At 60.4% G+C, this 20,623-nt stretch carries 14 protein-coding genes; 12 read left to right on the top strand and 2 right to left on the bottom strand.

The genetic code is table 11. The features are described 5' to 3' along the window. Nucleotides 1-50: 50 nt before the first annotated feature. Nucleotides 51-2,270, bottom strand: coding sequence for a primosomal protein N' (locus tag ACIF4X_RS01950; RefSeq protein ID WP_397480728.1), 2,220 nt, complete (start codon nucleotides 2,268-2,270; stop codon nucleotides 51-53). A 286-nt stretch (nucleotides 2,271-2,556) separates the two neighbouring features. On the opposite strand from ACIF4X_RS01950, the gene rpmE reads away from it, so the two are divergent. The 3 genes from rpmE to ACIF4X_RS01935 all read left to right on the top strand — a co-directional run bounded on the left by rpmE (nucleotide 2,557) and on the right by ACIF4X_RS01935 (nucleotide 5,048). Next, complete coding sequence (gene rpmE / locus ACIF4X_RS01945; protein WP_397480727.1) at nucleotides 2,557-2,781, top strand: 50S ribosomal protein L31; 225 nt, start codon at nucleotides 2,557-2,559, stop codon at nucleotides 2,779-2,781. Between the two features lie 14 nt (nucleotides 2,782-2,795). Further along, nucleotides 2,796-3,596, top strand: a complete 801-nt coding sequence (locus tag ACIF4X_RS01940; RefSeq protein WP_397480726.1) for a thermonuclease family protein — start codon at nucleotides 2,796-2,798, stop codon at nucleotides 3,594-3,596. 183 nt (nucleotides 3,597-3,779) lie between these two features. After that, nucleotides 3,780-5,048 carry a malic enzyme-like NAD(P)-binding protein gene (locus ACIF4X_RS01935; RefSeq protein WP_064117089.1) on the top strand — a complete coding sequence of 423 codons (1,269 nt, stop codon included), beginning with the start codon at nucleotides 3,780-3,782 and terminating at the stop codon, nucleotides 5,046-5,048. Between the two features lie 342 nt (nucleotides 5,049-5,390). On the opposite strand, the gene ACIF4X_RS01930 is transcribed toward ACIF4X_RS01935, so the two are convergent. Continuing rightward, complete coding sequence (locus ACIF4X_RS01930) at nucleotides 5,391-7,838, bottom strand: penicillin-binding protein 1A (RefSeq protein ID WP_397480725.1); 2,448 nt, start codon at nucleotides 7,836-7,838, stop codon at nucleotides 5,391-5,393. A gap of 216 nt (nucleotides 7,839-8,054) precedes the next feature. Here ACIF4X_RS01930 and ACIF4X_RS01925 point away from each other — a divergent pair, with 216 nt between their 5' ends. The 9 genes from ACIF4X_RS01925 to gltB all read left to right on the top strand — a co-directional run. Further along, entirely contained in the window at nucleotides 8,055-9,119 is a 1,065-nt protein-coding gene (locus ACIF4X_RS01925) for a pilus assembly protein PilM (protein ID WP_397480724.1), read from the top strand. Further along, the gene (locus tag ACIF4X_RS01920) at nucleotides 9,119-9,685 is read left to right on the top strand and encodes a PilN domain-containing protein (protein ID WP_397480723.1); all 567 of its coding nucleotides are present in this window, start codon (nucleotides 9,119-9,121) and stop codon (nucleotides 9,683-9,685) included. The genes ACIF4X_RS01925 and ACIF4X_RS01920 overlap by 1 nt, the downstream gene beginning before the upstream one ends. After that, nucleotides 9,682-10,305 (top strand): type 4a pilus biogenesis protein PilO, encoded by a 624-nt coding sequence (gene pilO, locus ACIF4X_RS01915; RefSeq protein WP_397480722.1) that lies wholly within the window; start codon nucleotides 9,682-9,684, stop codon nucleotides 10,303-10,305. The genes ACIF4X_RS01920 and pilO overlap by 4 nt, the downstream gene beginning before the upstream one ends. After that, the gene (locus ACIF4X_RS01910) at nucleotides 10,302-10,829 is read left to right on the top strand and encodes a pilus assembly protein PilP (protein WP_397480721.1); all 528 of its coding nucleotides are present in this window, start codon (nucleotides 10,302-10,304) and stop codon (nucleotides 10,827-10,829) included. The genes pilO and ACIF4X_RS01910 overlap by 4 nt, the downstream gene beginning before the upstream one ends. Before the next feature lie 13 nt (nucleotides 10,830-10,842). Continuing rightward, on the top strand, nucleotides 10,843-12,924 hold the full coding sequence (gene pilQ / locus ACIF4X_RS01905) for a type IV pilus secretin PilQ (RefSeq protein WP_397480720.1): 2,082 nt from the start codon (nucleotides 10,843-10,845) through the stop codon (nucleotides 12,922-12,924). A gap of 4 nt (nucleotides 12,925-12,928) precedes the next feature. After that, nucleotides 12,929-13,447, top strand: coding sequence for a shikimate kinase AroK (gene aroK, locus ACIF4X_RS01900; RefSeq protein WP_025110261.1), 519 nt, complete (start codon nucleotides 12,929-12,931; stop codon nucleotides 13,445-13,447). A gap of 152 nt (nucleotides 13,448-13,599) precedes the next feature. Next, the gene (aroB, locus tag ACIF4X_RS01895; protein WP_397480719.1) at nucleotides 13,600-14,700 is read left to right on the top strand and encodes a 3-dehydroquinate synthase; all 1,101 of its coding nucleotides are present in this window, start codon (nucleotides 13,600-13,602) and stop codon (nucleotides 14,698-14,700) included. Between the two features lie 10 nt (nucleotides 14,701-14,710). Beyond that, nucleotides 14,711-16,303, top strand: a complete 1,593-nt coding sequence (locus ACIF4X_RS01890; protein ID WP_397480718.1) for an AAA family ATPase — start codon at nucleotides 14,711-14,713, stop codon at nucleotides 16,301-16,303. A 350-nt stretch (nucleotides 16,304-16,653) separates the two neighbouring features. After that, nucleotides 16,654-20,623: glutamate synthase large subunit (gltB, locus tag ACIF4X_RS01885; protein WP_397480717.1), on the top strand; the 3,970-nt coding region annotated here is incomplete at its 3' end.

The raw sequence follows: 20,623 nt of genomic DNA, 5'->3' as shown, positions 1-20,623 counted from the left end.
AAACGCGATTAACCCTGTAGGAGTTGCCGAAGGCTGCGATCTTTTGATCTTCAATACAAATCGACCGGATCGACATCCAGCGACCAGCGCACCGCCCGCCCGCTCGGCATTTGCTCCAGTACCAGCAACCAGCTCGCCAGCAACCGATGCAGCGGTGCCCGCGCGTTCGCCTGCAACAACAGCTGCGCGCGATACCGGCCGGCACGGCGCTCCATCGGTGCCGGCACTGGCCCGAGCAATTCGATTCCGCTCAAATTCTGTTCAGCCAACAGGCGCTCAGCCTCACTGCACGCCTCATCGAGAAAGCCTTCCGCCTGTCCGGGTTTGTGCGCTTCGGCACGCAACAACGCCAGATGCGCAAACGGTGGCAACCCGGCAGCCCGGCGTTCGCTCAAGGCTTGTTCGGCAAAGGCGAAGTAGCCTTGTTCGGTGAGTTGCACCAGTAAAGGATGGTCGGCGAGGTGCGTCTGAATGATCACCTTGCCCGGCTCTTCCGCTCGCCCGGCACGTCCGGCGACCTGCACGATCAACTGCGCCATGCGCTCGCTGGCGCGGAAGTCGCCGGAGAACAAGCCGCCGTCAGCATCGAGGATCGACACCAGCGTCACTCGTGGAAAGTGGTGCCCCTTGGCCAACATCTGCGTGCCGACCAGAATGCACGGCTGGCCCTTCTGAATCGTCGCGAACAGCTGATTCATCGCGTCTTTGCGCGATGTGCTGTCGCGGTCAACGCGCAGCACCGGATAGTCCGGAAACAGAATCGCCAGGCGTTCTTCGGCGCGCTCGGTGCCGGCGCCCACGGGCCGCAAGTCAACCTTGTTGCACTTCGGGCACTGGCGCGGGGTGCGCTCGACGTAACCGCAATGGTGGCAGCGCAGTTCTCCGTAACGCTGGTGCACGGTCATTCGCGCATCGCAACGTGAACACTCGGACATCCAGCCGCAATCGTGGCAGAGCAGCGTCGGCGCAAAGCCGCGACGGTTGAGGAACACCAGCACCTGTTGGCCGTTGGCGAGGGTCTGGCCGATGGCTTGTTGCATCGGCCCGGAAATCCCGCTGTCCAGTGGGCGGCTTTTCACGTCCAGGCGCAGGAAACGAGGTTGTTTGGCGCCACCGGCGCGCTCGTTGAGGCGCAGCAGGCCGTAGCGACCGGTGTAGGCGTTGTGCAGGCTTTCCAGCGACGGCGTTGCGGAGCCAAGCACGATCGGGATGTTTTCCTGGCGCGCACGCACCAGCGCCAGATCGCGGGCGTGGTAGCGCAAACCTTCCTGCTGTTTATAAGAGCCGTCGTGCTCTTCGTCGATGATAATCAGCCCGGGATTCTTCATCGGCGTAAACAGCGCCGATCGGGTGCCAATAATAATGTCGGCCTCGCCATCCCGGGCGGCGAGCCAGGCGTCGAGGCGCTCGCGGTCATTGACTGCCGAGTGCAGCAAGGCGATCCGCGCGTTGAAACGCTGCTCAAAGCGCGCCAGGGTCTGCGGGCCGAGGTTGATCTCCGGGATCAGCACCAGCGCCTGCTTGCCGGCTTCGAGGGTTTCGCGGATCAACTGCAAATAAACTTCGGTCTTGCCGCTGCCGGTAACCCCGGCCAGCAGGAACGCGTGATAACTGTCGAAACCGGCGCGGATCGCTTCGTACGCGGCGCGTTGTTCGGTGTTCAGCGGCAATTCCGGTTGCGCCAGCCAATGTTCATGGCGCGCGCCTGGTGCGTGACGACGGATCTCGACTTGCACCAGACCCTTGGCCAGCAGCAGGTCGAGGCTGTCCTTGCTCAGCATCAGTTTGCTCAGCAACTGATGGGCAACGCCGTGGGGGTGCTGGGCCAGCGTCGCCAGTGCTTCACGCTGGCGCGGGGCGCGGGCAATGCGCGGGTCATCGAGGCTGGCACCGGGCGTGATCGACCAGAAGCGCTCTTGACGGGCTTCGGCCAGCTCACCCTGACGCAGCAGGACTGGCAGTGCCCAGTTCAGGGTGTCGCCGAGGCTGTGCTGATAATACTGTGATGTCCACAGGCACAGCTTGAACAGCGCCGGTGGCAGCGGCGGCGTGGCATCGAGCAGGGCCAGCGCCGGTTTGAGTTTCTCCACCGGCACTTCACTGGTGTCGGTGACCTCGACCAGAATTCCGATCATCTCGCGTCGACCGAACGGCACCCGCAGGCGCATGCCCGGCTGCAATTGCTCGCGCAGCACGCCGGCCGGCGCTCGATAGTCGAACAGGCGGCGCAGGGGCGAAGGCAAAGCGAGGCGCAGAATGGCGTCGGGCACGCGGGGGGATCTCTATAAGCAGAACAAGGGCATGGCACATACCTAATGTAGGAGTGAGCCTGCTCGCGATAGCGGTGTATCAGATGACATCAATGTTGAATGGCAGACCGCTATCGCGAGCAGGCTCGCTCCTACAGGGGATCGCGTATTGGGCCGGGAGCCTAGCAGACGGTCGGTCTCGGTGACAGCTTGCGTGATTGAAAAGGTCTGGTAGAATCCGCGGCCTAATTACGTGCGGTATTCAACAATAGTGTTGGATGGCGGCACGCTAGCTGAGGAAGACACCATGAAAGCTGATATCCACCCGAATTACCCAGTCATCGCTGTTACCTGCAGCTGTGGCAACAAGTTCGAAACCCGTTCGACTTTCGGCAAAGCTCTGCCAATCGACGTGTGCAACGAATGCCACCCGTTCTACACCGGTAAGCAGAAGACTCTGGACACCGGTGGTCGCGTTCAGAAGTTCGCAGACCGTTTCGGTGCTTTCGGCAAGAAACCTGCTGCAGAGTAAGGTTGAAGGGCCCGGTGGGCTTTTCCTCGTTGCTGAAAAAGGCGTCCCTCGCGGGCGCCTTTTTTGTGTCTGCGATTTGGTTGTCCGGCGCGCAAGCCTTTTGTCCGGCGCCTTCGGGACTGACCAGCGTCGCAGTGCAGCGCGTGGTCGATGGCGACACCTTGCGTTTGAGCGATGGCCGCAGCGTGCGGATGATCGGCCTCAACACGCCTGAACTGGGCAAGCAGGGCCGCAGCGATGAAGCCTTCGCGGTGGCCGCACGCAAGCGCCTGCAAGCGCTGGTCGATGCCAGCGGCGGACGTGTCGGTTTGCGCGCCGGCAAGCAAGCCAAAGACCATTACGGGCGTACGCTTGCGCATATTTACAGCGCCAGCGGTGCCAATCTCGAAGCGCAGATGCTCGCCGATGGCCTCGGTTTCCAGGTCGCCGTTGCGCCGAATGTCGATCTTGTTGCCTGTCAGCAGGCCGCCGAACGCAGCGCGCGAAAGGCCGGGTTGGGCCTCTGGCGGCAGTCGCCTGTACTGAAAGCGGAGCAGATCCAGCGCTCGGGTTTTGCTGTGGTCAGTGGGCGTGTGAGCAAGGTTCAGCGCAATCGCGGGGGAATCTGGATCGAGTTGCAGGACGCGCTTGTATTGCGCGTTGCGCCCAATCTGGTCGGACAATTCGACAATGCCCGGGTACAGGCGCTGAAAGGCAGGCAAATCGAGGCTCGCGGCTGGATCGTTGATCGCTCGCGGCGCGGCGGATTGCAATCCGGTCAGTCGCGTTGGCTACTTCCGCTGACCGATCCATCAATGTTGCAAACGCCGCCCTGAAGAAAAATTGTAGACATTTTTTCTGTCGATTGTGAACAGTCCAGCCCTTGTGCGCCGTGGCTCTTGGCCCAAAGTCGTAGGGCAGGGCGCTTGACAGGGGTGACCGCTCAGTCTTGTGGGGACTTTGCGAGGCGCGTATCCTCGCTGACCAGTCTGTCCAACAGTAAAAAGCGGAATGCCAAAATGTCTGATCTGAAAACTGCCGCTCTCGAATATCATGCCAATCCTCGTCCAGGGAAGCTGAGTGTCGAGCTCACCAAGGCCACTGCTACCGCTCGCGACTTGTCGCTGGCCTACAGCCCCGGCGTAGCTGAACCAGTGCGTGAGATCGCTCGCGATCCTGAACTGGCCTACAAATACACCGGCAAGGGCAACCTGGTTGCAGTCATTTCCGATGGCACCGCGATTCTCGGTCTGGGCAACCTCGGCCCATTGGCTTCCAAGCCAGTGATGGAAGGTAAAGGCGTGCTGTTCAAGCGCTTCGCCGGCATCGACGTTTTCGACATCGAAGTCGATTCCGAAAGCCCGCAAGCCTTCATCGACACCGTAAAACGCATCTCCATCACCTTCGGTGGCATCAACCTGGAAGACATCAAGGCACCCGAGTGCTTTGAGATCGAACGTGCTCTGATCGAGCAGTGTGACATTCCGGTATTCCACGATGACCAGCACGGCACCGCGATCGTGACCGCTGCGGGCATGATCAACGCCCTGGAAATCGCTGGCAAAACCCTGCCGGAAGCGAAAATCGTCTGCCTGGGCGCCGGTGCTGCCGCCATCTCCTGCATGAAATTGCTGGTGAGCATGGGCGCACGCATCGAAAACATCTTCATGGTTGACCGTACCGGCGTGATCCACTCCGGCCGTGACGACCTGAACCAGTACAAAGCCGTGTTCGCTCACGCCACTGACAAGCGCAGCCTGGCTGACGCACTGGCAGGCGCTGACGTGTTCGTCGGTCTGTCCGGCCCGAACCTGCTGAGCGCTGAAGGCCTGCTGTCGATGGCAGCCAACCCGATCGTGTTCGCGTGCTCGAACCCGGATCCGGAAATCTCCCCGGAACTGGCACACGCCACCCGTAGCGACGTGATCATGGCCACCGGCCGTTCGGACTACCCGAACCAGGTCAACAACGTACTGGGCTTCCCGTTCATCTTCCGTGGTGCCCTGGACGTTCGCGCCAAGCGCATCAACGAAGAAATGAAAGTGGCTGCCGCCAACGCCCTGCGTGAACTGGCCAAGCTGCCTGTTCCACAGGACGTGTGCGATGCCTACGGTGGCGCTCCGCTGGAATTCGGTCGTGAGTACATCATTCCGAAGCCAATGGACAAGCGCCTGATCACCCTGATCTCCGATGCTGTGGCCAAAGCCGCAATCGAGACCGGTGTGGCTACCCTGCCGTATCCGAAGAACTACCCGCTGAAAAGCGTGGATGACGTGTTCAACGGCTAAGCCGTTGTAGCGCTTCAACCGAAAGCCCCGGCTCGTGAGAGTCGGGGCTTTTTTGTTTTCGGGAATTCTCAGGATCGCATTTCATATCGACAAGGGCCCTCACCCTAACCCTCTCCCAGGGGGAGAGGGGACTGATTGGGGGATGTTCGGAAGTTACGCCGACCTGAACGTATTGTTTTGAATCCATAATCGACACAGCTCTCTCAGGTCGATGTAGAGCGCTAGACAACTTGGTCAGTCCCCTCTCCCTCTGGGAGAGGGCTAGGGTGAGGGGCTCTTGATCTTCAGCCATAAAAAAGCCCCGCACTTCTCACGAAGGCGGGGCTTTTCAATGCCGCTGGATCAGAACAAATCGATCGGCGCCTGCTCATCCGCCGGCAGCGGGCTGCCCGGCGCCGTGCCATTGCCCAGTTCATTCACCGACGGTGGCGTGTCTTCAGACTTGAACAGCTCGAAGTACGCGCCCGGCGTGCTCGGCGTCGCCGCACGGCCACTGACCGGGTCCACGCGCAGGCTCAGCAAGCCTTCCGGCTCAGGCTGCACGTGCGGCGGCTTGTCTTTCAGCGCAGCCGACATGTAGTTCATCCAGATCGGCAACGCCACAGTACCGCCGAACTCGCGACGACCGAGGCTTTCCGGCTGGTCGAAACCGGTCCAGACCGTGGTCACGTAATCGGCGTTGTAACCGGAGAACCAGGCATCTTTCGATTCGTTGGTGGTACCGGTCTTGCCGGCGATGTCGCTGCGGCCCATGGCCAGTGCGCGACGGCCGGTGCCGAGCTTGATCACGTCCTGCAGCATGCTGTTGAGGATGTACGTGGTGCGACCATCGACGATCCGCTCAGCCACCGCCGGCGCTTGCGGTACGGCAGCGTTGCCCGGTGCTTCACCCGGAACCGGTGCGGCATTGACCGTGAAAGATTGAGCATCCGGCGCAGCGATACCGTCCGTCGCCGAACCACCCTGTGGCACGGTCGGCGGGTTGGCGACGAACAGCGTGTCGCCGTTGCGGCTTTCGATCTTGTCGATGATGTACGGGGTGATCTTGTAGCCACCGTTGGCGAACGTACTCCAACCGGTCGCAATCTCCATCGGTGTCAGCGTTGCGGTGCCCAGCGCCAGCGACAGGTTTGGCGGCAGGTCCTGCTTGTTGAAACCGAAGCGGGTAATGTAGTCGATGGTCTTGCCCACGCCCATCGCCTGCAGCAAGCGGATCGATACGAGGTTGCGCGACTTGTACAGCGCCTCACGCAAGCGGATCGGGCCGAGGAAGGTGTTGGTGTCGTTCTTCGGACGCCAGACCTTGTCCAGGTACTCGTCGACGAATACGATCGGCGCGTCGTTGACCAGCGTGGCAGCGGTGTAGCCGCTGTCCAGCGCAGCACTGTAGACGAACGGCTTGAAGCTCGAACCCGGCTGACGCTTGGCCTGCATGGCGCGATTGTAGTTGCTCTGTTCGAATGCGAAGCCGCCGACCAGCGAGCGAATCGCACCGTTCTGCGGATCCAGCGACACCAGCGCGCCTTGTGCCTGCGGGATCTGGCTGAATTTCAGCGAATTGTCTTTCTGACGCTGCACGCGAACCAGATCGCCGACCTGCGCAACATCCGACGGCTGGCGCGGATTGGCGCCCATGCTGTTGGTGTTGAGGAATGGTCGCGCCCATTTCATGGTGTCCCAGGCGACGTGTTCTTCGCCGGTGCGGGTCAGCACTTGCAGGCCGTTCTTGTCGACTTGGGTGACGATGGCCGGCTCGAGGCTGCTGATGGTGCGTTGTTTGGTCAGTTCGCTGGCCCAGGCCTCGCGAGTCTTGCCTGGCAGGCGCGACTCGGGGCCACGATAGCCGTGACGCTGGTCGTAGGTCATCAGGCCTTCGTGCAGCGCGGTGTTAGCCATTTCCTGCAGGTTGCTCGGCACTGTGGTAGTGACGCGGAAACCTTCGGTGTAGGCGTCACTGCCATAGCGGCCGACCATTTCGGCGCGGGCCATCTCGGCGATGTACGGCGCGTTCACTTCCGGGGTCGGCACGTGATAGCTGGCGTTCAGCGGCTCGTTGATCGCGGCGGTGTAGTCCGTTTCGCTGATCTTGCCGAGCTTGTACATGCGCCCGAGGATCCAGTCGCGACGTTCTTTGCTGCGCGCCGGGTTGGCCAGCGGATTGAAGCGCGAAGGCGCTTTCGGCAGACCGGCGATCATCGCCATCTGCGCCAGGCTAACGTCACGGATCGACTTGCCGTAATACACCTGCGCGGCCGCTTCGATGCCATAGGCACGGTTGCCCAGATAGATCTTGTTCACGTACAGCTCAAGGATCTCGTCCTTGGTCAGCTGTCGTTCGATCTGCAGGGCCAGAAGGATTTCGGTGGTTTTGCGCGAGAAGCTGCGTTCGCTGGTCAGGAAGAAGTTCTTCGCCACCTGCATGGTGATGGTGCTGCCGCCCGACTGAATGTGCCCGCTTTTGACCAGTTGCGTCGCGGCGCGCATCAGGCTGCTCGGATCGACGCCATAGTGGTTGGCGAAATTGTCGTCTTCAGCACTTAGTAACGCATTAATGAAATTGGGGGGAATGTCGGCGAAACGGATCGGAGTCCGGCGCATTTCGCCAAATTCTGCGATCAACTTGTTGTCGCTGGAGTAGACCCGCAACGGAATCTGCAACTGAATGCTTCGCAGAGCCTCCACAGACGGCAAACCCGGACTAAGGTAAAGAAACGCGCCGCTGAGACCTAAAAGCAGTCCGCAGAAAACGGCGACGATGGACCAACCGAAAAATTTCAGCAGACGAATCAAGGCGTTTGGACATCCAGTGCAAAGAATGAATTTGGCGACGGGGTTCCGGCTACACACAGAACCATCCGCGCGGGCAGTAAAAAGCGGAAAAAAACGCTGGGCATTATAAGCACTTTTCTGCTGGAGGCGTCATTTGCGCTTCTGTCAAGACGGGGTGAAGGAACGCAATGCGTATTACAGAGTCCGTAACTCACGGAAAGTCATAGGGAATTGGTAGTGCTGGGACTCTTCAATAAAAAGACCAATACGTTACTGGGGATCGACATCAGCTCCACGTCAGTGAAGCTGCTGGAACTGAGCCGTCAGGGTGATCGCTACCGGGTCGAGGCGTACGCGGTTGAACCTTTGCCGGTCAACGCCGTGGTCGAAAAGAACATCGCCGAGCTGGAAGGCGTTGGTCAGGCCCTGAGCCGGGTGCTGATCAAGGCCCGTACCGGGCTCAAGAGCGTGGCGGTTGCGGTGGCCGGTTCCGCCGTGATCACTAAAGTCATCGAGATGGACGCGGGGCTTTCCGACGATGAACTGGAAAACCAGCTGAAGATCGAAGCCGACCAGTACATTCCCTATCCGCTGGACGAAGTCGCCATCGATTTCGAAGTCCAGGGTGTATCGCCGCGCAACCCTGAGCGGGTCAACGTGCTGCTGGCCGCGTGTCGCAAGGAAAACGTCGAAGTCCGCGAAGCAGCACTGGCTCTGGCCGGACTGACGGCGCGGGTAGTCGATGTCGAAGCCTATGCGCTGGAGCGCTCGTTCGGCTTGCTCGCGACGCAACTGGCCGCCTCGCAGGAGCGCCTGACCGTCGCTGTGGTCGACATCGGTGCAACCATGACCACCCTCAGCGTCCTGCACAACGGCAAGATCATCTACACCCGCGAGCAATTGTTCGGCGGCCGACAACTGACCGAGGAAATCCAGCGGCGTTATGGCCTGACCGTCGAACAGGCGGGGCTGGCGAAAAAACAGGGTGGCCTGCCCGATGATTACATCAGCGAAGTCTTGCAGCCGTTTCGTGAGGCGCTGGTACAGCAGGTGTCACGCTCGCTGCAGTTCTTCTTCGCCTCGGGGCAATACAACGCGGTTGACCACATTCTGCTGGCCGGCGGCACGGCGTCAGTGCCTGGGCTGGATCGGCTGATCGAGCAGCGTCTGAGCACGCCAACACAAGTGGCCAACCCGTTTTCCAATATGGCCTTGAGCAGCAAGGTCAACGCCGGAGCATTGGCCAGCGATGCGCCAGCCCTGATGATCGCCTGCGGGCTCGCGCTCAGGAGTTTCGACTGATGGCGCGGATCAACCTCCTACCCTGGCGCGAGGAGCGTCGTGAAGAGCGGCGCAAGCGCTTCCTGCTGGCCTTGATCGGCGTTGTGGCAGGATCGGTCGGTGCGGTGCTCATTGCCGATCAGATCATCAGTGCGGCCATTGAGCGACAAGTGGTACGCAACGACTACATCGGCAAGCAGATCGCCGTGGTCGACGAACGAATCAAGCAGATCAGCGAACTCAAGGCACGCCGTCAGCAACTGGTCGAACGCATGCGCATCATTCAGGATTTGCAAGGCAACCGGCAGATCAGCGGGCGAATCTTCGATCAGTTGGCGCGTACGTTGCCGGACGGTGTGTATTTCACCGACGTGAAGATGGTCGGTAAAACCCTGTCGATCAACGGTGCAGCAGAATCGAATAACCGGGTCTCCGAGCTGATGCGCAATCTGGATGCCTCCGACTGGTTCGACGCGCCGAGCCTCAATGAGGTGAAGTCGACGACCGCAGGCCAGGTGGATCAGGCCAACACCTTTGAACTGACCGTTCGGCAGACCCAGCCCAAGACCCTGGAGGACGAGCAATGAAGCCGTCCAACTGGCTGGAAACTCTGCGGGACATTGATTTCAACGACCTCGATACGAGCAACATCGGCTCGTGGCCGGCGGCAGTGAAAGCCATCGCCGGGGCGCTGTTGATGGTGCTGGTGTTGGCGCTGGGCTATAACTTTTTTATCAGTGATATGGAAAACCAGTTGGAGGCCAAGCGCGAAGAAGAGGCCACGCTCAAGGAACAATTCGCGAGCAAGGCGCGCTTGTCAGCCAATCTTGAGCTGTACACCCAGCAAATGAAGGAGATGGAAAATACCTTCGGCGTGTTGCTACGGCAATTGCCCAGTGACACTGAAGTGCCGGGCCTGCTCGAAGATATCACCCGCACTGGTCTGGGCAGTGGCCTGGAGTTCGAAGAGATCAAACTGCTGCCGGAGGTCACTCAGCAGTTTTACATCGAGCTACCGATCCAGATCACCGTCACCGGCGCCTATCACGACCTGGCCACTTTCGTCAGTGGCGTGGCCGGGCTGCCGCGCATTGTCACCTTGCATGATTTCGAACTTGCCCCCGTCGACAAAGAGGGCGGGCCGAAGCTGCGCATGAGCATCCTTGCCAAGACCTATCGCTATAACGACAAGGGGCTGCAGAAATGACCCCGATTCGTTACATCGCTTTGTCGATGACGTTGCTCGCGCTGAACGGTTGTGGTGGCAGCGATGACTTCAGCGATCTTGATGCCTACATGAATGAAGTACGCCTGCGCCCGGCAGGCAAGATTGAACCCGCACCGACATTCCGGTCTTACCCCATATTCACTTATAGCGCGGCCAATCTGCGCAGTCCGTTCTCGCGCCAGGTGCGGGTCGATCTGGCCGGGCAGAAGCATGGGTCACGCAACGTCAAACCCGACCCCAACCGGGTCAAGCAATACCTCGAAGGTTTCAACATCGAGCAGTTCGAGATGGTCGGCACGATCGCCAATGTTTCCGGCTCCTTCGCGTTGTTGCGCGGAGCAGGCGGGGTGCACCGGCTGAAAGTCGGCGATTACCTTGGGCGCAACGACGGTCGCATCGTCGCCATCAGCGCCACCCAGGTCGATGTGGTCGAAATCGTGCCCGACGGCGAAGGCGCCTGGCTGGAGCGTCCGCGCACCATTCCTTTGAAAGAGCACTCATAGTGGAAGTCGAACAATGAACAGGATTTTCTCCACCCTCGGTTTTTCGCTATGGATAGCGCTGTTGTCGCCGATGGTAGTCGCGGCCAATCTGAAGACGCTGGACGTGGCGGCGTTGCCGGGTGATCGCGTCGAGCTGAAGTTGTCGTTCGACGGCCCACCGCCACAACCGAAGGGCTACACCACCGAATCACCGGCGCGGATTGCGCTGGATCTGCCCGGTGTCGCCAGTCAACTGGCCAGCAAGAACCTTGATCTGGGCAGTGGTAATGCGCGCACGGCCACGGTGGTCGAGGCCAAGGAGCGGACTCGGCTGATTGTCAGTCTCACGCAACTGGCGCCTTACACGACGCGGGTCGAAGGCAATAACCTGTTCGTGGTGGTCGGTCAGGGCGCCCCCGCAGCGGCGCCGCGTCCTGCTGCCGTTGCACCTCGTGCTAATGCTAAAGCGGCTGCGCCCGCCAAGGCCTTTGTGCCGAAAAACCGGGCGATTCGTGGTGTGGACTTCCAGCGCGGTACGGCGGGGGAAGGCAATATCGTCATCGATCTGTCCGATCCGACCATCGCCCCGGATATTCAGGAGCATGACGGCAAGATCATCCTCAGCTTCGCCCGCACGCAGTTGCCGGACAAGCTGCGGGTGCGCCTCGACGTCAAGGATTTCGCCACCCCGGTGCAGTTCGTCAATGCCGGAGTGACCGCTGATCGCACGGTTATTACCGTTGAACCCAGCGGCACTTATGAGTACTCGACCTTCCAGACCGACAACAAACTGACCATCAGCGTCCGCCCGATGACGGTCGATGACCTGCAAAAGCGTAACGCTGATCGTCAGGCTTACGTCGGCGAAAAGCTCTCGCTGAACTTCCAGGACATCGACGTGCGCTCGGTGCTGCAACTGATCGCCGACTTCACCAACCTCAACCTGGTCGCCAGCGATACCGTGCAGGGTGGTATCACCTTGCGCCTGCAGAATGTGCCGTGGGATCAGGCGCTGGATCTGGTTTTGAGAACCAAGGGGCTGGATAAACGCAAGATCGGCAATGTACTGCTTGTTGCGCCGGCCGATGAAATTGCCGCCCGCGAGCGGCAGGAACTGGAGTCGCAGAAACAGATCGCCGAACTGGCACCGTTGCGCCGCGAGCTGCTACAAGTGAATTACGCCAAGGCGGCGGACATCGCCAAGCTCTTTCAGTCGGTGACCAGTGCTGAGACGAAAATCGACGAACGTGGCTCGATCACGGTCGATGAGCGGACCAACAACATCATTGCCTATCAGACCCAGGATCGACTCGATGAGCTGCGGCGGATCGTGGCACAACTGGATATTCCGGTGCGGCAGGTGATGATCGAGGCGCGCATCGTCGAGGCCAACGTCGATTACGACAAGAGCCTGGGCGTGCGTTGGGGTGGGTCGATCCAGAACAAGGGTAACTGGAATACCTCGGGCGTCAGCAATGGCTCATCGACCACGATCGGCACGCCGGGTAGCACGAGCACCAACTCGCCGTTCGTCGACATGGGCACAGTGGGCAATACCTCCGGTATCGGTATCGCCTTCATCACTGACAACGTATTGCTGGATCTCGAGCTGACCGCGATGGAGAAGACCGGCAACGGCGAAATCGTCTCGCAGCCGAAAGTGGTCACCTCCGACAAGGAAACCGCGAAGATCCTCAAGGGCACCGAGATTCCGTATCAGGAAGCCAGCTCCAGCGGCGCGACGTCGGTGTCGTTCAAGGAGGCCTCGCTGTCGCTGGAAGTCACCCCGCAGATCACCCCGGACAACCGCATCATCATGGAGGTCAAGGTCACCAAGGACGAACCGGACTACCTGAACAAGGTGCAGGATGTGCCGCCGATCAAGAAAAACGAGGTCAACGCCAAGGTGCTGGTCAACGACGGCGAAACCATCGTGATTGGGGGCGTTTTCTCAAATACTCAAAGCAAGGTCGTAGATAAGGTGCCATTTCTTGGCGATGTGCCGTATCTTGGCCGCCTTTTCCGGCGTGATGTGGTTTCGGAGAAAAAATCCGAGCTGCTGGTATTTCTCACACCACGTATCATGAATAACCAGGCGATTGCTGTGAGTCGTTGATTCTGTGCGAAATTTGATTCTTGTAGGACCGATGGGTGCTGGCAAAAGCACCATCGGCCGGTTACTGGCCAAAGAGCTGCGCCTGCCGTTCAAAGATTCCGACAAGGAAATTGAATTGCGCACGGGCGCCAATATCCCGTGGATCTTCGACAAGGAAGGCGAGCCCGGCTTTCGTGACCGTGAGCAGGCGATGATCGCCGAGCTGTGCGCGTTCGATGGTGTGGTGTTGGCGACCGGTGGTGGCGCGGTGATGCGCGATGCCAATCGCAAGGCCCTCCATGAGGGCGGGCGCGTGGTGTACCTGCACGCCTCTGTCGAACAGCAAGTCGGCCGTACCGCGCGCGACCGCAATCGGCCGTTGCTGCGCACCGCCAATCCTGAAAAAACCCTGCGTGATCTGCTGGCGATCCGTGATCCGCTTTATCGGGAAATCGCCGATCTGGTGGTGGAAACCGACGAACGGCCGCCACGCATGGTGGTCCTCGACATTCTTGATCGCCTCGCGCAGCTGCCACCCCGTTAAAGCATCGCCCGAAATGCGCTATCCTCGACGTCCTGTCACAGCCCACCGAGGTTGTGGCGGATGGCGTGCGAGCGGCGTCATACCCGCTATAGGCCGCAGACAACCAATAATTCAGGGCAGGACGCCTGCTTCCATCTTCACTGTGGGGACACATGCAGACACTCAAGGTCGATCTAGGCGAGCGCAGCTACCCGATTCATATTGGCGAAGGTTTGTTGGATCAGCCTGAGCTGCTGGCTCCGCACATCCATGGGCGGCAGGTGGCAATCATCTCCAACGAGACCGTTGCGCCGCTCTATCTCGAACGTCTGACCCGCAGCCTGGCGCAGTTCTCGGTGATCTCCGTGGTGCTGCCGGACGGCGAAGCCTTCAAGAACTGGGAAACCCTGCAACTGATCTTCGACGGCCTGCTGACCGCCCGTCATGACCGCCGCACCACCGTGATCGCCCTCGGCGGCGGTGTGATCGGCGACATGGCTGGTTTCGCCGCGTCCTGCTATCAGCGCGGCGTCGACTTCATCCAGATTCCTACCACGTTGCTGTCCCAAGTCGATTCGTCGGTGGGTGGCAAGACCGGCATCAACCATCCGCTGGGCAAGAACATGGTCGGCGCGTTCTATCAGCCGAACGTGGTGCTGATCGATACGGCGTCCCTGAAAACCCTGCCAGAGCGCGAGCTGTCCGCCGGTCTGGCCGAAGTCATCAAGTACGGGCTGATCTGCGACGAGCCGTTTCTGAGCTGGCTCGAAGACAACGTCGACGCCCTGCGCGCCCTGGACCAGAAGGCCCTGACTTACGCCATCGAGCGTTCCTGCGCGGCCAAGGCTGCGGTGGTCGGCGCCGATGAGAAGGAAACCGGCGTACGCGCCACGCTCAATCTCGGCCACACCTTCGGCCACGCCATCGAGACCCACATGGGCTATGGTGTCTGGCTACATGGAGAGGCGGTCGCCGCTGGCACAGTGATGGCGCTGGAAATGTCCGCGCGCCTGGGCTGGATCAGTGATGCGGAGCGCGATCGTGGCATCCGTCTGTTCCTGCGCGCCGGTTTGCCGGTGGTGCCACCGACTGAAATGACCCAGGCCGATTTTCTTCAACACATGGCAATCGACAAAAAAGTGATCGACGGTCGTCTGCGCCTGGTGCTGCTGCGCCGGATGGGCGAAGCGGTAGTGACCGACGATTATCCGAAAGAGGTTCTACAGGCCACGCTGGGAGCGGATTACCGCGCCCTGGCTCAGCTTAAAGGTTAATAAGATTCCGATGACTAGTTTGCATGCCGACGAGGCGTTCCTCGGCCATTTCCAGTTAAGTCACGACCCGTTCGCGCCACGCGTACCGGGCTTCAAGTTCTTCCCGGCCCAGCGCAAACCGGTGCTGGGTCAATTGCATCATCTGGCGCGTTACAGCCAGTTGCTGCTGGTGGTCACTGGCCCGCAAGGCAGCGGCAAGACGCTGCTGCGCCAAGCGCTGGTCGCCAGCACCAACAAGCAGTCTGTGCAGAGCGTGGTGATTTCCGCCCGTGGCGCCGGTGATGCCGCTGGCGTGCTGCGCCAAGTGGCGCAGGCACTGAATGTCGCTCAGGCCGAAGTTGGTGCGATTCTGGATCAGGTGGTGCAGCTCGCACTGACCGGCCAGGAAGTCTATCTGCTGGTGGATGATGCCGAGCAGCTCGACGAATCCGCGCTCGAAGCGCTGATGGCGCTGGGTGCCGGCGCACCGGAAGGCCGTCCGCATGTGTTCCTGTTCGGTGAGTCGTCGCTGATCGCTCAGCTTGAGGCTTTGCACCTTGAGGAAGAGCGTTTCCATGTCATCGAATTGCAGCCGTACACCGAAGAAGAGACCCGCGAGTATCTCGACCAACGGCTCGAAGGGGCCGGCCGGGGTGTCGAACTTTTCACCGCGGATCAGATCTCTGATATTCACGAAAGCGCCGAGGGTTGGCCGGGCAACATCAACCAGGTCGCTCGCGATGCTCTGATCGAAGTCATGATTGCCAGCCGCTCTGCGGTCAAGCGTCCAAGTATGGGGTTCAACATGCCGAAGAAACACGTATTGGCGATTTCCGCCGTCGTTGTGGTCGCGGTCGCTGCCGCCTGGCTGATGCCGGGTCGCAACAAGGCGCCGACCACCGGTGCACCGGCCAATGAGCAGGCACAGTTGCCATTGGGCCAGGGCGCAGCCAATGGCGGCGCGCCGAACGTCGAGTTCGCCGGTAATACACAACCGATGCCGCTGCCGCTGGTCGGCAACTCGCAACCGGTGATGCGCGGCCCGCTGGCCGAGGCGGCCGGTGGTATTACTGAAGGTGACGACGGCGTGCCGCTCGAAGGCTCCAGCGCCACGCCGCCAACCGTAACCACTTCCGCACCGCCTGCCGGGGTTCCGGCCGGTCCTGCGCCGACACCGGTGCCGTTGCCAGCCACCAAGCCTACGCCAGCGCCGACGCAAGTCGCCACCGCCAAGCCTGCTCCGGCAGCACCTGCAGCGAAACCGGCTCCAGCGCCAGCCAAGCCAGTTGCAGCGGCTAAACCGGCCGAGAAGCCGGTTACCGTCGCAAAAGCTGCCGGTGGCAGTTGGTACGCGGGTCAGCCGACCGGCAACTACGTGGTGCAGATCCTTGGTACGAGCTCGGAATCCGCCGCGCAAAACTTCGTCAAGGAGCAGGGCGGCGAGTACCGTTATTTCAAGAAAGTCCTCAACGGCAAACCACTTTACGTGATCACCTACGGCAACTTTGCCAATCGTGATGCGGCCGTTTCTGCCATCAAGGCCTTGCCAGCGAAGGTTCAGGCTGGTAAACCTTGGCCTCGCACTGTCGCCAGCGTCCAACAGGAACTGGCAACAACTCGCTGAAGATTCGGCGGCCTTACCCAGGCCGCCTCTCCAAGCACCTCAAAATTTCTACGAGTGCGCGCCGCCCTTACGGGCCGCGTGCCTTGTGGTGTCTGCGTCACAGTAGTCTTTGAGTCGTTGCGGTCAAAATTAAAAAAGTTTTGACTAGCACAGCATATCGCTTTAAACCTTTCACAAATGCGACATGAATTTGCGACATTTCGTCGTCAAATTTGTGAGCCTCTGTGTCGCTGTGTACAATGACCACCCTTTTGCCCCTGCTAAGCTGGCGTACGTTCGGCGCGGGATGCAAGTGGTTGAATTGAAAAGAAATTTGCCTCGAAAAGAGGCAGCCTGGTGAGAAAGTGTCTATGAAAGCAGGTCTGTACCAACCAGATGAATTCAAGGATAACTGCGGTTTCGGCCTGATAGCCCATATGCAGGGCGAACCCAGTCATACCCTTTTGCAAACGGCCATTGAGGCCCTGACCTGCATGACCCACCGCGGTGGGATTAATGCCGACGGCAAGACCGGTGACGGTTGCGGTCTGCTGATTCAAAAGCCTGATGCGTTCCTGCGGGCCATTGCCCAGGAAACCTTCAGCGTCGAGTTGCCCAAGCAATATGCAGTGGGCATGGTCTTCTTCAACCAGGATCCGGCCAAGGCCGAAGCCGCTCGCGAGAACATGAACCGCGAGATCCTCGCTGAAGGCCTGCAGTTGATCGGCTGGCGCAAAGTGCCCATCGACACCAGCGTCCTCGGCCGCCTCGCCCTTGAGCGCCTGCCGCAGATCGAGCAGGTGTACATCGGCGGCGAAGGCCTGAGCGATCAGGACATGGCCGTGAAGCTGTTCAGTGCGCGTCGTCGTTCGTCGGTATCCAACGCCGTCGACGCCGACCATTACATCTGCAGCTTTTCGCACAAGACCATCATCTATAAAGGCCTGATGATGCCGGCCGACCTGGCCGCGTTTTATCCGGACCTGAGTGACGAGCGCCTGCAAACCGCGATCTGCGTATTCCACCAGCGCTTCTCCACCAACACCCTGCCGAAATGGCCGCTGGCTCAGCCATTCCGCTTCCTCGCCCACAACGGCGAGATCAACACCATCACCGGTAACCGTAACTGGGCCCAGGCTCGTCGGACCAAGTTCACTAACGATCTGATGGATCTGGAAGAGCTCGGCCCGCTGGTCAACCGTGTCGGTTCCGACTCCTCGAGCATGGACAACATGCTGGAGCTGATGGTCACCGGTGGCATCGACCTGTTCCGTGGCGTGCGGATGATCATTCCGCCAGCGTGGCAGAACGTCGAAACCATGGACCCGGATCTGCGTGCGTTCTACGAGTACAACTCGATGCACATGGAGCCGTGGGACGGCCCGGCCGGTGTGGTCATGACCGATGGTCGCTACGCGGTGTGCCTGCTCGACCGTAACGGTCTGCGCCCGGCGCGCTGGGTGACCACCACCAACGGTTTCATCACCCTCGCATCGGAAATCGGCGTGTGGGACTACAAGCCGGAAGATGTGATTGCCAAAGGTCGTGTCGGCCCTGGCCAGATCTTCGCCGTGGACACCGAAACCGGGCAGATCCTCGACACCGATGCGATCGACAACCGTCTGAAATCCCGTCATCCGTACAAGCAATGGCTGCGCAAGAATGCCCTGCGCATTCAGGCGACCATGGAAGACAACGACCACGGTTCGGCGTTTTACGACGTCGATCAGCTCAAGCAATACATGAAGATGTATCAGGTCACGTTCGAAGAACGCGATCAGGTCCTGCGTCCGCTCGGCGAACAAGGCTACGAAGCCGTTGGCTCGATGGGCGACGACACGCCGATGGCCGTGCTGTCCCAGCGCGTGCGCACGCCGTACGACTATTTCCGCCAGCAGTTCGCGCAGGTCACCAACCCGCCGATCGACCCGCTGCGTGAAGCGATCGTGATGTCGCTGGAAATCTGCCTCGGTGCCGAGCGCAACATTTTCCAGGAGTCGCCGGAACACGCCTCGCGCGTGATCCTCAGCTCGCCAGTGATCTCGCCGGCCAAGTGGCGCTCGCTGATGAACCTCGACCGCCCGGGTTTCGAACGGGCGATCATCGACCTCAACTACGATGAAAGCGTCGGCCTCGAAGCGGCGATCCGCAACGTTGCCGATCAGGCTGAAGAAGCCGTGCGTGCCGGCCGGACCCAGATCGTCCTGAGCGACCGTCATATCGCTCCGGGCAAGCTGCCGATCCACGCCTCGCTGGCGACCGGTGCCGTGCACCACCGCCTGACCGAAAAAGGCCTGCGTTGCGATTCCAACATCCTTGTTGAAACCGCAACCGCCCGTGACCCGCATCACTTCGCCGTGCTGATCGGTTTCGGCGCCTCGGCGGTGTATCCGTTCCTGGCCTACGAAGTGCTGGGCGACCTGATCCGCACCGGTGAAGTGCTGGGCGACCTCTACGAGGTGTTCAAGAACTACCGCAAAGGCATCACCAAAGGTCTGCTGAAGATCCTGTCGAAGATGGGCATTTCGACCATTGCTTCGTACCGTGGTGCACAACTGTTCGAGGCCATCGGCCTGTCCGAAGAAGTGTGCGATCTGAGCTTCCGTGGCGTACCGAGCCGCATCAAGGGTGCGCGTTTCGTCGACATCGAAGCCGAGCAGAAAGCGCTGGCCACCGAAGCCTGGAGTCCGCGCAAGCCGATCCAGCAGGGCGGTCTGCTGAAGTTCGTCCACGGTGGCGAATATCACGCCTACAACCCGGATGTGGTCAACACTCTGCAAGCCGCTGTGCAGCAGGGCGACTACGCCAAGTTCAAGGAATACACCTCGCTGGTGGACAATCGTCCGGTGTCGATGATCCGCGACCTGTTCAAGGTCAAGACCCTCGACACGCCGCTGGACATCAGTGAAATCGAACCGCTGGAATCGGTGCTCAAGCGCTTCGACTCCGCCGGTATCTCGCTGGGCGCCTTGTCGCCGGAAGCTCACGAAGCCCTGGCCGAAGCCATGAACCGCCTCGGTGCGCGTTCGAACTCCGGCGAAGGTGGTGAAGATCCGGCACGTTACGGCACCATCAAGAGCTCGAAAATCAAGCAGGTTGCGACTGGCCGTTTCGGTGTAACCCCGGAATACCTGGTCAACGCCGAAGTGCTGCAGATCAAGGTCGCGCAAGGCGCCAAACCGGGCGAGGGCGGGCAACTGCCGGGCGGTAAAGTGAACGGTTTGATCGCCAAGCTGCGTTATGCGGTGCCGGGCGTAACCCTGATTTCGCCACCGCCGCACCACGACATCTACTCGATCGAAGACTTGTCGCAGCTGATTTTCGACCTGAAACAAGTCAACCCGAAAGCATTGGTTTCGGTGAAGCTGGTGGCTGAAGCGGGCGTCGGCACCATCGCCGCCGGTGTGGCTAAGGCCTATGCGGACTTGATCACCATTTCCGGTTACGACGGTGGCACCGGTGCTTCGCCGCTGACTTCGATCAAATACGCTGGCGCACCATGGGAACTCGGCCTCGCCGAAACCCACCAGACCCTGCGCGGCAACGACCTGCGCGGCAAAGTCCGGGTGCAGACCGACGGCGGCCTGAAAACCGGCCTCGACGTGATCAAGGCGGCGATCCTTGGCGCGGAAAGCTTCGGCTTCGGTACTGCGCCAATGATCGCGCTGGGCTGCAAATACCTGCGTATCTGCCACCTGAACAACTGCGCCACCGGCGTTGCGACTCAGAACGAGAAGCTGCGCAAGGATCACTACATCGGTACCGTCGACATGGTGGTGAATTTCTTCACCTACGTCGCCGAAGAAACCCGTGAGTGGCTGGCCAAGCTCGGCGTGCGTTCCCTCGAAGAGCTGATCGGTCGTACTGATCTGCTGGAAATCCTCGAAGGCCAGACCGCCAAGCAAAACCACCTGGATCTGACGCCGCTGTTGGGCAGCGATCACATTCCGGCGGACAAGCCACAGTTCTGCGGCGTTGAGCGCAACCCGCCGTTCGACAAAGGTCTGCTGGCCGAGAAAATGGTCGAGATGGCTTCGTCGGCGATCAACGACATGAGCGGCGCCGAGTTTGACCTGGACATCTGCAACTGCGACCGTTCGATCGGCGCGCGGATCTCCGGCGAAATCGCCCGCAAGCACGGCAACCAGGGGATGGCTAAAGCGCCGATCACCTTCCGCTTCAAGGGCACTGCCGGTCAGAGTTTCGGTGTGTGGAACGCCGGCGGTCTGAACATGTACCTCGAAGGCGACGCCAACGCCGCCCGCGATTCCGCGCGCGGTGTGTGGGCGTGCATGACCCTGATCGACAACGCGGATCTGGCGATCAAACGCTTCTACCCGA

It is taken from the genome of Pseudomonas sp. NPDC085632 (assembly GCF_044541255.1).
Taxonomy (GTDB): domain Bacteria; phylum Pseudomonadota; class Gammaproteobacteria; order Pseudomonadales; family Pseudomonadaceae; genus Aquipseudomonas.
This window is presented reverse-complemented; position numbering and strand designations above follow the sequence as displayed.

Coding starts and splice junctions, on each gene's coding strand:
- rpmE (WP_397480727.1), top strand. CDS start 2,557: ATGAAAGCTGATATCCACCCGAATTACCCAGTCATCGCTGTTACCTGC.
- ACIF4X_RS01935 (WP_064117089.1), top strand. CDS start 3,780: ATGTCTGATCTGAAAACTGCCGCTCTCGAATATCATGCCAATCCTCGT.
- ACIF4X_RS01920 (WP_397480723.1), top strand. CDS start 9,119: ATGGCGCGGATCAACCTCCTACCCTGGCGCGAGGAGCGTCGTGAAGAG.
- pilO (WP_397480722.1), top strand. CDS start 9,682: ATGAAGCCGTCCAACTGGCTGGAAACTCTGCGGGACATTGATTTCAAC.
- ACIF4X_RS01910 (WP_397480721.1), top strand. CDS start 10,302: ATGACCCCGATTCGTTACATCGCTTTGTCGATGACGTTGCTCGCGCTG.
- pilQ (WP_397480720.1), top strand. CDS start 10,843: ATGAACAGGATTTTCTCCACCCTCGGTTTTTCGCTATGGATAGCGCTG.
- aroB (WP_397480719.1), top strand. CDS start 13,600: ATGCAGACACTCAAGGTCGATCTAGGCGAGCGCAGCTACCCGATTCAT.
- ACIF4X_RS01890 (WP_397480718.1), top strand. CDS start 14,711: ATGACTAGTTTGCATGCCGACGAGGCGTTCCTCGGCCATTTCCAGTTA.